Here is a 14,457-nt window from a genome sequence, read left to right as displayed (position 1 = left end):
GGCGCGCAGTTCCCCGCGCCCCCGGGTGGGTCACCGCGCCCAGGGTTTTCAGGTGACGGGGCGGCCGGTGTGGTGTGCCCGTGCGGGTGCGTCGTGGCTTGGCGCGCAGTTCCCCGCGCCCCCGGGTGGGTCACCGCGCCCGGGGCTTTCAGGTGACGGGGCGTGGGTTGTGGGCCGTCGGGGCGGCCTTTGCTCAGCGGTTCCCGTCGGTCGGATGCCTGGGGGGAGTCAGGAGGCCCGGCGTTCCGGGTCGTGGTGTATTTCGACTCCCGTCGAGTCGCCGAAGGTCAGCCGGCAGGTGTCGGCGCGGTACGTCGCCACCGAGAGTGCCGTGGTGCGGCCCTGGGCGAAGAAGCGGGTGGTGACGACGAGTACGGGGGAGCCGGGGAGCCGGTCGAGTTCCTTCGCGTCGTCCGCGCGCGCGGAGCCCAGCTCCACCGCCCGGTCCTCCCCGTCCAGCGACAGGTGCTGCAGTTCCCGCAGCACCGCACGCGCGCGTGCCGCGCCGGACGGGGCGTCGATCGCGGTCAGGCCCGGTACCGAAGCCGCCGGGACGTAGAGCAGTTCGGTGGCGACCTGCTGACCGTGGGACGTGCGGGAGCGCCTGACGGTGTGGACGGCCTCGTCCGCGCCGGTCTCCAGGGCCGCGGCGACGGCCGCGGGCGGCGTCGCCCGGACGCTGTCGAGGGGCTGCCAGGCGTCACCGGCGGCGCCGGGCCAGGCGTGCTGCTCCGTGCCGACGGCGACGCCCACGCGCGGCGGCGCGACGGTCGTACCGACTCCGCGGCGGCGCTGCAGCCGGCCTTCCAGCTCCAGCTGTTCGAGAGCCTGACGGAGTGTGGCGCGGGCCACGCCGAAGCGGGCCGCGAGCTCACGCTCGTTGGGCAGGATCTCACCGACCGAGAACTCGGAGTCCAGTGCCTCGCTCAGCACGGTCCTCAGATGCCAGTACTTCGGTTCCGGTACCGATTCCAGCTGCGTGGTCCCCACCCTGTCCTCCGCAAGAGCCGTGGTCCGGCAGTTTTTGGCGCCCTTGTTTATTAAAGGTTGTTGCACTTATCTGCGACCATAGGGCGGCCGTCACCCTTGGTCAAGACCAATCCTCGGCCGAGTGACGGACGCGCGGGTGACCTGCAGCGGAGCGTTCACGAGGCGTTCGTACGCGACGGGGTGTGTGACATCGCGGCAAAACCCCCGTCGTACGGATGGCGCGAACCCAGGGGCTACCGACCGGTAGTGATTGCTGACAAGCTGTCTACCGTGTCCGTCAGCAGCCCAGACGAGGAGCACCCCATGTCCGCCACCGCCTCCTTCACGGTCCCCACCCCGCACGGCACGAGTGACGTGAGCGTGTCCTACGCGCGCGTGGGCCGCGGCGAACCGCTCGTCCTGCTGCACGGCATCGGCCACCACCTGCAGGCCTGGGACCCGGTCGTGGACATCCTCGCCACCGAGCGCGACGTGATCTCCGTCGACCTGCCGGGCTTCGGCGCGTCCCCGGCGCTGCCGGACGGCCTGCCCCACGACCTGCCCACCACCAACGCCGTGCTCGGCGCACTGTTCGAGGCACTGGAGCTGGACCGCCCGCACGTCGCGGGCAACTCCCTCGGCGGACTGCTCGCCCTCGAACTGGGCCGGGAGAAGCTGGCCCGCAGCGTCACCGTCCTGTCGCCCGCCGGTTTCTGGACGGAGGCCGAGCGACGGTACGCCTTCTCCGTGCTGCTCACGATGCGGGGCATAGCCCAGCGGCTCCCCGAGCCGCTGGTGCGGCGGCTGGCCCGCACGGCGGCCGGCCGTACCGCGCTGACCAGCACCATCTACGCCCGTCCCGGCCGCCGCTCACCCGAGGCGGTGGTCGCCGAGACGCTCGCGCTCGCCTCCGCCACCGGCTTCGGGCCGACCCTGCGCGCGGGCACCGACGTCCGGTTCACCGACGCCCTGCCGGGCCTGCCGGTCACGGTGGCCTGGGGCACCCGGGACCGGATCCTCGTGCGGCGCCAGGGCATCCGCGCCAAGCAGCTCATCCCGCACGCCCGCCTGGTACGGCTGCCCGGCTGCGGCCACGTCCCGATGAACGACGATCCGGCGCTGGTCGCCCGGGTCATCCTGGACGGCAGCCGCTGAGCGGGCAGGACTGACGGGCGGTCAGCTCCCCGCGGGACGGACTCCTTCCACGGGGTGGTCGGTGACAGCCCCTCCGCGCCTCCCCGCGGGACGGACTCCTTCCGCGAGGGGGTCGGTGACGGCCCCTCCGCGCCGCCAGTCTCCCCACGGGACCGACTCCTTCCGCGTCGTGGTCGGTGACCGCCCCTCCGCCCGCCCGCGGGACGGACGGTTGTTCACCTGCGGTTCGCGTGCGCGCCGCGGCGCACCAGTAGGTGTGGCTCTGCACACCGGCCGGATCCCGTCCCTGGAGGCGCAGCCATGTCACACCGTCCGTCCCCCGGCCGCCGCAGCGTTCTGCGCGGCTCCCTCGCCGCCTCGGCGGCCCTGACCCTGCCCACCGGACTCGGGGCCGCACCGGCGTTCGCCCGCTCGGGACGCCCCCGGGCCGGGTGGGGCGTGCAGACCGGTGACGTGACAGCCGACTCCGGCCTGGTGTGGGTGCGTTCGGACCGGCCGGCCCGGATGATCGTGGAGACCTCCGCCACCGAGTCGTTCCGCGACCCGCGCCGCTGGCACGGACCGCTGCTGGGCGCCGGCACGGACTTCACCGGCACCACCCGGCTGCACGGCCTGCCGTCCGGTGAGCAGATCCACTACCGCGTCCTGCTCGCCGACCCGGACGACCCGCGCCGCACCGGCGAACCCGTGACCGGCACCTTCCGCACGGTCCCCGCGCGCCGCCGGGACGGCGTGCGCTTCCTGTGGTCGGGCGACCTGGCCGGCCAGGGCTGGGGGATCAACCCGGACCTGGGCGGCTACCGCATCTACGACGCCATGGCGAAGCTGGACCCGGACTTCTTCCTGTGCAGCGGCGACAACATCTACGCGGACGGCCCGATCACCGCCACCCAGGCGCTGCCCGACGGCGGCACCTGGCGGAACGTCACCACCGAGGAGAAGGCGAAGGTGGCCGAGACCCTCGCGGAGTACCGGGGCAACTTCCGCTACAACCTGCTTGACGAGAACCTGCGCCGGTTCAACGCCCAGGTGCCCTCGGTCGTCCAGTGGGACGACCACGAGGTACGCAACAACTGGTACCCGGGCGAGGTCGTCGCCGCCTCCGACACCCGCTACACCGAAAAGAGCATCGACGTCCTCGCCGCACGCGCCCGGCGGGCGTTCAGCGAGTACTTCCCCCTCTCCACGCTGCGCCCCGGCGCGCGGGAGGGCCGCGTGTACCGGGTGCTGCGCCAGGGCCCGCTGCTGGACGTGTTCGTGCTCGACATGCGGACGTACCGCAACGCCAACTCCCCCGACGACCAGACCGTCGACCCGCAGGGCATCCTGGGCCGGGAGCAGCTGGAGTGGCTCAAGCGGGAGCTGGCCCGGTCGCGCGCGGTGTGGAAGGTGATCGCCGCCGACATGCCGCTCGGACTCGTCGTACCGGACACCACGGAGAACCGGCCCCACATCGAGGCGGTGGCCCAGGGGGATCCCGGCGCGCCGCTCGGCCGGGAGCTGCAGATCGCCGAGCTGCTGCGGTTCGTCAAGCACCGGCGGATCACCGGCACGCTGTGGCTGACGGCGGACGTGCACCACACCTCCGCCCAGCACTACCAGCCCTCCCGGGCGGCGTTCACCGACTTCGAGCCGTTCTGGGAGTTCGTCTCCGGTCCGCTGAACGCCGGCGCCTTCCCGGCCAGCGCGCTGGACGACACCTTCGGCCCGGAGCGGGTGTTCGTGAAGGCACCGGCCGCGTCCAACGTCTCCCCCGCCGGCGGGTACCAGTTCTTCGGCGAGGTCGACATCGACGGGAGCAGCGGCGAGCTGACGGTCCGGCTGCGCGAGCAGGACGGCACGGTGCTGTTCACCCGGACGTTGCAGCCGGGCCGGGTCGGCCAGTAGGAGACCGGTCGTCCGGTCGGTCGTGGGAAGTGCAACAAACCGGACGGAGCATGCTTTACCCATCGGTCACAATCAGTTCGTGATCACGCAACACCGCTCCTTCACAGTGGCTGCATGACTCCAGACATGTCTGACGTGACCCGGGCGAAGCACGGACGGCCCGCACACCACTGGCGGCGGGACGCCGTCGAACTCGCCGCGCTCTTCACGGCGGTGGCCGTCGCGGACGCGGTGGCGAACATGGTCGGGCACGGGCCCGACGGCCCCGCCCTGCTGGTGATCTCGGCGATGGCGCTGGCCTCGACGGCGGCGTTCCACGTGTGGTGGTCACGCCGCCACGGACACGCGCCGCCGGTGAGCGATACCGGCGCCCGGCCGGCCGCCGGAACGCGGCCGGCCGGGCAGTCCGGGCAGCCCGCCGCCGACGGCCTCGCCGGCGTGCTGTGGCGGATGCGGACGACGGTGAAGGACGAACCGGGCTCCCTGGCCGTCCTGTGCTCGGCGCTCGCCGAGCGCCGGGTGGACATCCTGAGCCTGCAGACCCACCCCCTGGCCGACGGGACGGTGGACGAGTTCCTGCTGCGGGCGCCGGGATCGCTCGCGGCGGCCGAGATCACCCGTGCGGTGGCGCTGGCCGGGGGCTCCTCCACCTGGATCGAGCGGGCCGACGCCCACGATCTGGTCGACGCGCCCACCCGGGTGCTGGGCCTGGCCGCCCGCACGGCTCTGGACACCGCCGAACTCCCGCTGGCCCTGCGCCAGTTGCTGGGGCGGTGCACGATCCGTTCGCTGCCGGGCAGGCCGGCCGGCGGGGGCCGGGGTCCGCAGCCGGTGCCGGTCGAGGGGATCCTGGAGGACACCGTGATGCGGCTGCCGGCGCCCGAGGGCGGTGTGCTGACCGTGGAGCGGCCGTACCTGCCGTTCACCCCCACCGAGTTCGCCCGGGCGCGGGCACTGGTGGAGCTGGACAGCAGGCTCGGGCCGCGCATCCCCCGCGGCCAGGACGTACTGACCCTGCCCGAGGGCAACGACATCACCGTGCGCCGGGTCGACACCGGTGACCTGGCGGCGGCACGGGCGATGCACGACCGGTGCTCGCCGGACACGCTCGGTCTGCGCTACAACGGTCCGGTCGGCGACGCGGACCGCTACCTGAACCATCTGCTCAGCCCCCGCTTCGGCCGGACGCTGGCCGCGCAGACCGCCTCCGGGCGGATCGTCGGTCTCGGGCATCTGCTGTGGGACGGCGACGAGACCGAGGTCGCGCTGCTGGTCGAGGACGAGTGGCAGCAGCGGGGCATCGGCGGTGAACTGCTCGGCCGGCTGGTGGCGCTGGCGGTGGAGGCCGGCTGCGCGAGCGTGTACGCCGTGACCAGGGCGTCCAACACCGGCATGGTCGCCGCGATGCGCGGCCTGGGGCTGCCGCTGGACTACCAGGTCGAGGAGGGCACGCTGGTCATCACGGCCCGGCTGCACGGCGCACGGGACGCGTCCCCCGCCTCCCGGTTCGGCACCGGCCGGCAGCGACTCGACGACCCGGCCCACCGGGACTGACCCACACCACCCACACCACCCAGTCCACCCGGCCCACCGGCACTGCCCCACACCACCCGGCCCACCGGGGCTGCCGGCACTGCCCCACACCACCCGGTCCACCGGGGCTGCCGGCACTCCCCCACACCACCAGCCCACCGAGGTCGCCGCAGGACGCCCCCTCCCACCCGGGCCACCGCAGGTCACCTCGGCCCCGCCTTGCCCGTGGCAGGGCACCCGGCCCCACCCGGGGCCGGTCTCAGGACGACCCCGCCCCGCGGCAGGACGCCCCCGCCCCGCCGCGGGCCGTCAGCGGACCGGTTCGCGGACCGGCTCACGCACCGGCTCGCGGACCGCTTCCCGTTCCCGCAGCGGTACCGGCGTCGGGGCGGGCCTGCCCAGGGCCTGGTCCAGGTCGGCCCACAGGTCGTCCACGTCCTCCAGGCCCACCGAGAGCCGCAGCAGCCGGTCGCTCACCCCCGCCCCGCGCCGGTCCTCGGCGTCCACGATGCGGTGGCTGATGGACGCGGGATGCTGGATCAGCGTGTCGACGCTGCCCAGGCTCACCGCGGGGGTGACCAGCCGGACCCGGGAGATCACCTCGTGCGGGTCGCCGTGCACCTCGAAGGCGACCATCGCGCCGCCGAGCCGCGGATAGCGCACCCGGGCCACGCGCGGGTCGGCGGCGAGCCGGCGGGCCAGCTCCGCGGCGTTCGCGGAGGCGGCGCGCACCCGCACCGGCAGGGTGGCGAGGCCGCGCAGCAGCAGATATCCCGCCAGCGGGTGCAGCACGCCACCGGTGGCGAACCGTATCTGCCGCAGCCGGCCGGCGAACTCCTCGTCACAGGCGACCACCCCGGCCAGCACGTCGCCGTGCCCGCCGAGGTACTTGGTGGCGCTGTGTAGCACCAGCCGGGCGCCCTGCTCGGCCGGGCGCTGCAGCACGGGCGTGGCGAAGGTGTTGTCGGCGAGCAGCGGGACCGTGCCGCAGGCGTGGGCGACGGCCCGCAGGTCCAGTTCGGCGAGGGTCGGGTTCGCCGGGGACTCCACCAGCACCAGGCCGGTGTCCGGGCGCAGCGCGTCGCCGATGCCGGCCGGGTCGGTCCAGGTGACCTCCGTACCGAGCAGCCCGGCGGTCAGCAGGTGGTCGCTGCACCCGTACAGGGGCCTGACCGCGACGACATGGCGCAGACCCGCCGCGGCGCGGGCCAGCAGGACCGCGCTGAGCGCGGCCATGCCGCTGGCGAAGGCGACGGCGGACTCGGTGCCCTCCAGGCGGGCCAGGGCGGTCTCGAAGCGGGCCACGGTGGGGTTGCCCAGACGGCCGTAGACCGGCGGTCCGGCCGGGTCCGCGCCGTCGGTGGCGAAGGCGTCGATGCGGGCGGCCTCCGCCCGGCTGTCGTAGGAGGGGTAGGTGGTGGACAGGTCGATCGGCGGGGTGTGCAGGCCCTGGCGGGCGAGGTCGTCGCGGCCGGCGTGCACGGCCTCGGTGGCCAGGGCTCTCGATGCGGCGCGTACGTCGTCGTAGGCGCCGGTGCTCGCTGTGTCCATGGGCGGAAGGGTGAACATCGAACGGTTCCCGGGAATCGAACACCGTGCTACGTTCGGCCGATGGCCGAATCTGTCGTACTGGATCCGGTGGACCTCCATCTGCTGCGACTGCTGCAGAACGACGCCCGGACCACCTACCGCGACCTCGCCGCGCAGGTGGGCGTGGCGCCGTCGACGTGTCTGGACCGGGTGACCCGCCTGCGCCGCTCCGGTGTGATCCTCGGCCACCGGCTCCAGCTCGACCCGGCCAGGCTCGGCCGCGGCCTGCAGGCCCTGCTGTCGGTCCAGGTCCGCCCGCACCGGCGGGAACTGGTGGGACCGTTCGTGGAGCGGATCCGGGCGATGCCGGAGGCCCGGACGGTGTTCCACCTGACCGGGCCCGACGACTACCTGGTGCACGTCGCCGTCGCGGACATGGCCGATCTGCAACGGCTGGTCCTGGACGAGTTCACGGCCCGGCGGGAGGTGGCCCGGGTGGAGACCCGGCTGATCTTCCAGCAGTGGGAGTGCGGGCCGCTGCTGCCGCCCGGCCACGCCCAGAGCTGAATCGCCCGATACCCGGGTGACGCGGAGATCCTCCCCGTACGAGGATGGGCCGCATGTCTGAGACCCAGATCCCGCTGCCCCGACAGGTCGCCGACGCCTACGTGGACGACCTCATCGCCCTCGACCCCGTCACCGGTACCTACCTCGGTGTGCAGGAGAGTTCGAGCCGGCTGCCCGACTACTCACCGGCCGGTCAGGAAGCCCTCGCCGAGCTGGCGCGGGCGACCCTCGCGAAGCTGGACGAGGCGGAGCGGCAGCCCGGTGCGGACAGCGAAGTGGAGCGCCGCTGCGGGCGCCTGCTGCGGGAACGGCTGACCGCCGAACTCGCCGTCCACGACGCGGACGAACACCTGCGCCGGGTGGGCAACATGGACACGCCCGGCCACGCGGTGCGGGAGGTCTTCACGGTCACCCCGGCGGAGACCGAGGAGGACTGGGCGGCGATCGCGGAGCGGCTGCGCGCGGTGCCGGGCGCCCTCGCGGGCTACCGCGCCTCGCTCGAACTCGGCCTGGAGCGCAAGCTGTTCGCGGCGCCGAGGACCACGGCGACGTACATCGGCCAGCTCACCGAGTGGACGGACACGGACGGCGACGGCCGCGGCTGGTACGAGGACTTCGCCGCCGCGGGGCCGCAGGCGCTGCGCGCGGAGCTGGACGAGGCGGCGCGGGCGGCGACCCGTGCCCTGGTGGAGCTGCGGGACTGGCTGCGGGACGTGTACGCGCCGGCGATCGAGGGCGCCCCGAACGTGATCGGCCGGGAGCGGTACGCGCGCTGGTCGCGCTACTTCAACGGCACCGACCTGGATCTGGACGAGGCGTACGCCTACGGCTGGGCGGAGTTCCACCGGATCCTCGGCGAGATGGAGCGGGAGGCGGAGAAGATCCTGCCCGGTGCCCGGACGCCCTGGGTGGCGCTCGCGCACCTGGACGAGCACGGCCGGCACATCGAGGGCGTGGACGAGGTCCGCGAGTGGCTCCAGGGCCTGATGGACAAGGCCATCGAGGAACTGGACGGCACGCACTTCGAGCTGGCCGAGCGGGTGCGCCGGGTGGAGTCGCGCATCGCCCCGCCCGGCGGTGCGGCGGCCCCCTACTACACGGCCCCTTCGGAGGACTTCTCCCGGCCCGGCCGCACCTGGCTGCCCACCATGGGCCTGACCCGCTTCCCGGTGTACGACCTGGTGTCGACCTGGTACCACGAGGGCGTCCCCGGCCACCACCTCCAGCTCGCGCAGTGGGCGCACGTCGCCGAGAACCTCTCCCGCTACCAGGCGACGGTCGGCATCGTCAGCGCCAACGCCGAGGGCTGGGCGCTGTACGCGGAGCGCCTGATGGACGAGCTGGGCTACCTCACCGGCCCGGAGGAGCGGCTCGGCTACCTGGACGCGCAGATGATGCGGGCGGCCCGGGTGATCGTGGACATCGGCATGCACCTGGAGCTGGAGATCCCCGCCGACTCGCCGTTCCACCCCGGTGAGCGGTGGACGCCCGAGCTGGCCGAGGAGTTCTTCGGCGCGCACAGCAGCCGGCCGGCGGACTACGTGGAGAGCGAGCTCACCCGGTACCTGACGATCCCGGGCCAGGCGATCGGCTACAAGCTCGGTGAGCGGGCCTGGCTGCTGGGCCGGGACAGGGCGCGCGAGCGGCGCGGTGACGCGTTCGACCTGAAGGCATGGCACATGGCGGCGCTGTCGCAGGGTTCGCTGGGTCTGGACGACCTGGTGGACGAGCTGTCCCGGCTCTGACCGCCGGCCGTACGGCGACCGGCCCGCCCGGCGCCGGCGGCTGCTCGGCCGGACGGCCGCCTCCCGGTGGCGCGGGCGGTGCACGGGCGGCTAGCTGGTGCCCGGGGGCCGATGCGGAGAGGCGGGCCGGGCATGCAGCACACGGGGCCGGGACAGGAGGCGCTGGAGAGACCGCGCGCCGCGGGGCTCGCCGGAGTCGTCTTCGCGCTGCTCCTGGCAGCGATGATCATCCTGGTCAGGCTGGCGATTCCGGAGGGGGCCGACGCCGCCGCCGTCCCGGCGCCCACGGACTCCGGACGGCACGACGCGCTGCGGGCGGCCCTCGCGCTCGTGCCGTTCGCCGGCATCTTCTTCCTGTGGTTCATCGGCGCGGTCCGCGCGCACGTGGGCGCCGTCGAGGACAAGTTCCTCGCCACGGTCTTCCTGGGCAGCGGGCTGGTCTTCACCGCCACGATGTTCGGCGCCGCGGCGGCGGCGAGCGCCGTGCTCGGGGTGTCCCACCCCGCCGGCACGGCGCCGGCGGGGGCCACCTGGGACTTCGGCCGTCACTTCGCGTACACGCTGATGACGGGGTACGCCATGCGGATGGCAGCGGTCTTCGTGTCCTCGATGTCGGTCATCGGCCACCGCCTCGGCGTCCTGCCGCGGTGGCTGACGATCGTGGGCTTCCTCTGCGCCCTGACGCTGCTCTTCGCCTCCTCGAACGTGCCCTGGGCGGAACTCGTCTTCCCGGCCTGGTCCCTGCTGCTGAGCCTGCACATCCTCGCGGTCAGCCGCCGGCCGCCGCCCCGGCCGGCGGCGGCCGGATGACAGCCGCCCACGGCGGTCGCTCACTCGATCGGCGTGCCCGGCGCGCGGGCGGGCCGTCCGCACTCGCATGCTGGCGAGCGGGGGGAAGACCGCCGTCCGGAGCCGTCCGCGCCAGCCGCGCGGTGCGCACCGGACATGGCCACCGGAAAGGGCGGAGCGTCGATGAGGCTCGTTGTCGATCTCAACAAGTGTCAGGGGTACGCCCAGTGCGCGTTCCTCGCACCCGACGTCTTCGCCATGCACGGCGACGAGTCGCTGATCTACAACCCGCGCGCGGACGAGGAACAGCGGGAACGGCTGGCGCGGGCGGTCGCCGCCTGCCCGGTGCAGGCGATCACCGCCGACGGTCTGGACGGTGCGCGGGGGCCGGTGGCCGGTTCCGCGCGGGAGGCGTCCGATGGCCGCTGACCACCTGGAGCGGCTCAGGCGAGAGGGCCGGATCGTGGTCGTGGGCGCCTCGCTGGCCGGTCTGCGGGCCGCCGAGACCCTGCGCGCCGAGGGCTTCGCCGGTGAGCTGACCCTGATCGGTGACGAGCCGTACGAGCCGTACGACCGGCCGCCGCTGTCGAAGTCCGTGCTGCTGGGCATGGCGTCCCCGAACCACACCGAGCTGCCGCACCGCTGGGAGATCGACGCCAAGTGGCGCCTCGGGGTCGCGGCGACGGGCCTGGACCTGGCGGCCAAGCGGGTCCGGCTGGCCGACGGGGACGAGGTCGAGTACGACCGGCTGCTCATCGCCACCGGCGTCCGCGCCCGGCCGTGGCCGAAGGAGGACGAGGCCCGGCTGGACGGCGTGTGTCTGCTGCGCACGCGGGAGGACGCGGCCGACCTGTACCGGCGGCTGAAGGCGGGACCGCGCCGGGTGTTCGTCATCGGTGCCGGGTTCGCCGGTTCGGAGGTCGCCTCCGCCTGCCGGGAGATGGGCATCCCGGTCACGGTGGCGGAGCGTGCGGGTGCGCCGCTGGTGGGAGCACTCGGTGGGGTGATCGGCGCGGTCGCGGCCGACCTCGCGGTCGAGAACGGTGTGGACCTGCGCACCCATGTCACGGTGACCTCGCTGGAGGGCGACTCGGTCGGCAGGGTGCGAGCCGTGCATCTGTCCGACGAGACCGTCGTCGAGGCGGACGTGGTGGTGGTCTCGCTGGGTTCGCTGCGCAACACCGACTGGCTGGCCGGGTCCGGGCTGGGTGCCGGGCCCCGGGGCATCGCCTGTGACGCGGGCTGCCGGGCCTTCGACTTCCGGGGCATCGTCACGGACGACGTGTTCGTCGCGGGTGACGTGGCGCGGTCGCCGCACGCGCTCTTCGGCTACCAGTTCCTGTCGCTGGAACACTGGGGCAACGCCGTCGCCCAGGCGGAGACGGCCGCGCACAACATGATCTGCCACGGCGCCGACCGGCGGCCCCATCTGTGGATGCCCGCCTTCTGGTCGTCGATGTTCGGGGTGAACATCAAGTCGGTCGGCGTGCCGCCCATGGGCGAGCAGCTGATGATCACGCAGGGTTCGCTGGCCGAGCGCCGGTTCGCCGGTGTCTACGGCTACAAGGGCCGGATCGTGGCCGCCGTGACCTTCGACAACACGCGGTGGCTGGAGTTCTACCAGCGGCAGATCGAGCAGGGCGCGCCCTTCCCGGTGGAGTACCCGACGATGGACCGGCGTCCCGAGGGCCGGCAGCCGGTGTCGGCCGACTTCCCCGACCCGTCCCTGCCGACCCACGGCCCCATGGTGACCCTCACCGGTTACTCGCCGGCCGACCAGCAGCTGGTCTTCCACCCCTCCCGCCACTGACCGCCGCCCCGGCCCCGACGCTCCAAGGACCCGCCATGCCGCAAGCCTCGATGTCGCAGCAGATCACCGACTACGCGAACCGCGCCAACCCGTACCCGGTGTACCAGGAACTCCGCAGGACACCGGTGCTGCACGAGGAGGAGGGCGGCCCCTACATCATCAGTTCGTACTACGACATCAAGGCCCTCCTGCACGATCCGCGGCTCAGCTCGGAGGCCGCCAACCTGGCCGATCCCAGCGAGGACGAGCTGAGCCAGTCCGACGAGACGGGCGGTCTGCCCCCGTCGTTCCTGCGCCTGGACCCGCCCGAGCACGACCGGCTGCGGCGGATCGCCAACAGTGCCTTCGGGCCGCCGCACCGGCCGCGCCGGATCGAGAACATGCGCGGTGAGATGCGGCAGATCGTCACCGAGCTGATCGACGGCCTCGGGGACGCCCGTGAGGTCGACGTGGTGGACCAGTTCGCCTATCCCTTCCCGGTGACGGTGATCTGCCGGCTGCTCGGGGTGCCCAGGGAGGACGAGCCGCGGTTCCGCACGTGGGTCGACCCGCTCGTCGCGACCCTGGATCCCGGGGCGCGGCAGGACGACGGCGACGGTGCGAAGACCGCGCAGGAAGCGCGGATGCAGCTCGGCATGTACCTGGCCGGACTGGTCGAGCAGCGGACCAAGGAACCGCGCGACGACCTGCTGTCGGACCTGGTGAACAGCCGGGGACCGGACGGCTCCATGGCGATGATGGAGGTGCTCAGCACCACGGTCCTGCTGCTGATCGCCGGTCACGAGACGACCGTCAACCTGATCACCAACGGCATGCTCACCCTGCTGCGCCACCCGGAGATCCTCGCCCGGCTGCGTGAGGACCCGGGGCTGTCGGTCAACATCGTGGAGGAGTTGCTGCGCTACGAGCCCCCGGTGCAGCTGCTGCCGCAGCGCACCTGCATCACCGACATCGAGGTGCGCGGGGTCACGATCCCGAAGGGCTCGCGGATCTGGCTGGTCCTCGCGGCGGGGAACCGGGACCCGGAGCGCTTCAAGGAGCCCGAGCGGTTCGATCCCGACCGCGGGGACATCCAGCACCTCGGCTTCGGCAGCGGCATCCACAGCTGCTTCGGCGCTCCGCTGGCGCGGCTGGAGGCCCAGATGGCCCTGTCCGAGCTGGCGCGGCGGCTGGAGAACCCCCGCCTGGTCGAGGACCCGCCCCCCTACCGTCCGAACGCCGTGCTGCGCGGGCCCCGGCACCTGAACATCGCGTTCGACGGGATCCGGTAGCGCGGCGCGGGGCGGCGCCCCGCGCGGGCCGGGTTCAGCAGCCGCAGTCGCCCTCGACGGGCGCCGTCAGCGGGTCGGCGTCCCGGCGTGCCGGGCCCTGCCAGGTGTCGTAGGCGAAGCCCTCACGCGCCCAGTACTCGAAGCCGCCGAGCATCTCCTTGACCTGGTAGCCGAGTTCGGCGAGGGCGAGTGCGGCGCGGGTGGCACCGTTGCAGCCGGGGCCCCAGCAGTACGTCACCACCGGCACGGAGCGGTCCAGGAGCCGTTCGGCCTGCTCGGCGACGAGCGCGGTCGGCAGGTGCACGGCGCCCGGGACGTGCCCCTGGTCCCAGGACTCGGTGGAGCGTGAGTCCACCACCACGAAGCCGGGGTCGCCGCCGGCCGCGAGCGCGGCGGCGACGTCGGAGACGTCGGCGTGGAAGGCGAGGCTCGCCCGGAAGTAGGCGGCGGCCTCGGCGGGGGCGGCGGGCGCGACGCGCAGGACGGGGTTCGGGGAAGTCGTGGAGATCATGACCGAAACGCTACGGTCCACGGGCGGCTCCCTGAAGGGGCGATCCACGGGCCCACCCTTGCCCGTCCGGGGATTCCCCTGCTATCCATCCGGGATGACCGTGTATTCCCCGGACGCCACCGACTGGCGCATCCTCGAAGTCCTCCAGCACGACGGACGGGCCAGCTTCGCCGAGCTGGCGCGGGCCGTGTCCATGTCGCCGAGCGCCGTCACCGAGCGGGTCCGGCGGCTGGAGGAAGCCGGCGTGATACAGGGCTACGCGGCGGTGGTGGCCCCCGAGCGGCTGGGCCTGCCGATCCTCGCGTTCGTGCGGCTGCGCTATCCCAACGGCAACTACAAGCCGTTCCACGACCTGGTCGCGGCGACGCCGGAGATCCTGGAGGCCCACCACGTGACGGGCGACGACTGCTTCGTCATCAAGGTCGCCGCGCAGTCGATGTCCCACCTGGAGCGGGTCTCGGGCAGGATCGGCGCCCTGGGCTCGGTCACCACCAGCGTCGTCTACTCCTCTCCCCTGCCCCGACGCCCGCTGGGCCGCTGACCGGGGCCCGTCGCACGCGGGGCCGCTCACGACGCTGAGCACCCCGGCCGTCGGACGCGCCGCTCGCCGCGGCCGCGGGCCCGTTCACGGCGTCGGGCTGCGTGGACGTCCGCGGTGGCGGTTTTCCGAGCCGCCGGCGCGGGGACGGG

Annotated in this window: 13 protein-coding genes; 10 read left to right on the top strand and 3 right to left on the bottom strand. The window is 73.5% G+C overall.

Annotated features, from left to right (window positions below):
* Positions 1–228: 228 nt before the first annotated feature.
* Positions 229–990, bottom strand: coding sequence for a GntR family transcriptional regulator (locus GT045_RS01380; protein ID WP_161293759.1), 762 nt, complete (start codon positions 988–990; stop codon positions 229–231).
* A gap of 303 nt (positions 991–1,293) precedes the next feature.
* On the opposite strand from GT045_RS01380, the gene GT045_RS01375 reads away from it, so the two are divergent.
* The 3 genes from GT045_RS01375 to GT045_RS01365 all read left to right on the top strand — a co-directional run bounded on the left by GT045_RS01375 (position 1,294) and on the right by GT045_RS01365 (position 5,565).
* Positions 1,294–2,124: an alpha/beta fold hydrolase gene (locus GT045_RS01375; RefSeq protein ID WP_161293757.1), complete on the top strand. Its 831-nt coding sequence runs from the start codon at positions 1,294–1,296 to the stop codon at positions 2,122–2,124.
* A gap of 300 nt (positions 2,125–2,424) precedes the next feature.
* A complete protein-coding gene (locus tag GT045_RS01370; RefSeq protein WP_161333031.1) occupies positions 2,425–4,011 on the top strand; it encodes an alkaline phosphatase D family protein in 1,587 nt (528 codons plus the stop codon).
* 126 nt (positions 4,012–4,137) lie between these two features.
* Positions 4,138–5,565, top strand: a complete 1,428-nt coding sequence (locus GT045_RS01365; protein ID WP_237538262.1) for a GNAT family N-acetyltransferase — start codon at positions 4,138–4,140, stop codon at positions 5,563–5,565.
* Positions 5,566–5,853: 288 nt separating this feature from the next.
* Here the strand turns inward: GT045_RS01365 and GT045_RS01360 are convergent, their stop codons facing one another.
* Positions 5,854–7,095: a PLP-dependent transferase gene (locus GT045_RS01360; protein WP_161333030.1), complete on the bottom strand. Its 1,242-nt coding sequence runs from the start codon at positions 7,093–7,095 to the stop codon at positions 5,854–5,856.
* 60 nt (positions 7,096–7,155) lie between these two features.
* Between GT045_RS01360 and GT045_RS01355 the strand changes: the two genes are divergently transcribed.
* The 6 genes from GT045_RS01355 to GT045_RS01330 all read left to right on the top strand — a co-directional run bounded on the left by GT045_RS01355 (position 7,156) and on the right by GT045_RS01330 (position 13,256).
* Complete coding sequence (locus tag GT045_RS01355) at positions 7,156–7,641, top strand: Lrp/AsnC family transcriptional regulator (protein ID WP_161293751.1); 486 nt, start codon at positions 7,156–7,158, stop codon at positions 7,639–7,641.
* Between the two features lie 53 nt (positions 7,642–7,694).
* Positions 7,695–9,386: a DUF885 domain-containing protein gene (locus GT045_RS01350; protein WP_161293749.1), complete on the top strand. Its 1,692-nt coding sequence runs from the start codon at positions 7,695–7,697 to the stop codon at positions 9,384–9,386.
* Between the two features lie 132 nt (positions 9,387–9,518).
* Positions 9,519–10,196 carry a hypothetical protein gene (locus GT045_RS01345; protein ID WP_161293747.1) on the top strand — a complete coding sequence of 226 codons (678 nt, stop codon included), beginning with the start codon at positions 9,519–9,521 and terminating at the stop codon, positions 10,194–10,196.
* Between the two features lie 162 nt (positions 10,197–10,358).
* On the top strand, positions 10,359–10,604 hold the full coding sequence (locus GT045_RS01340) for a ferredoxin (protein ID WP_161293745.1): 246 nt from the start codon (positions 10,359–10,361) through the stop codon (positions 10,602–10,604).
* The gene (locus tag GT045_RS01335) at positions 10,594–11,985 is read left to right on the top strand and encodes an FAD/NAD(P)-binding oxidoreductase (protein WP_161293743.1); all 1,392 of its coding nucleotides are present in this window, start codon (positions 10,594–10,596) and stop codon (positions 11,983–11,985) included. The genes GT045_RS01340 and GT045_RS01335 overlap by 11 nt, the downstream gene beginning before the upstream one ends.
* A gap of 35 nt (positions 11,986–12,020) precedes the next feature.
* Entirely contained in the window at positions 12,021–13,256 is a 1,236-nt protein-coding gene (locus GT045_RS01330; protein ID WP_161293741.1) for a cytochrome P450, read from the top strand.
* Positions 13,257–13,290: 34 nt separating this feature from the next.
* Here the strand turns inward: GT045_RS01330 and GT045_RS01325 are convergent, their stop codons facing one another.
* Complete coding sequence (locus GT045_RS01325) at positions 13,291–13,767, bottom strand: rhodanese-like domain-containing protein (protein WP_161293739.1); 477 nt, start codon at positions 13,765–13,767, stop codon at positions 13,291–13,293.
* A 94-nt stretch (positions 13,768–13,861) separates the two neighbouring features.
* On the opposite strand from GT045_RS01325, the gene GT045_RS01320 reads away from it, so the two are divergent.
* On the top strand, positions 13,862–14,308 hold the full coding sequence (locus GT045_RS01320) for an Lrp/AsnC family transcriptional regulator (RefSeq protein WP_161293737.1): 447 nt from the start codon (positions 13,862–13,864) through the stop codon (positions 14,306–14,308).
* The last annotated feature ends 149 nt before the right edge of the window (positions 14,309–14,457 follow it).

This window comes from Streptomyces sp. SID486, from assembly GCF_009865385.1.
GTDB lineage: Bacteria > Actinomycetota > Actinomycetes > Streptomycetales > Streptomycetaceae > Streptomyces.
The sequence above is the reverse complement of the archived record's forward strand: the minus strand, read 5'-3'. Positions and strand labels throughout refer to the sequence as shown.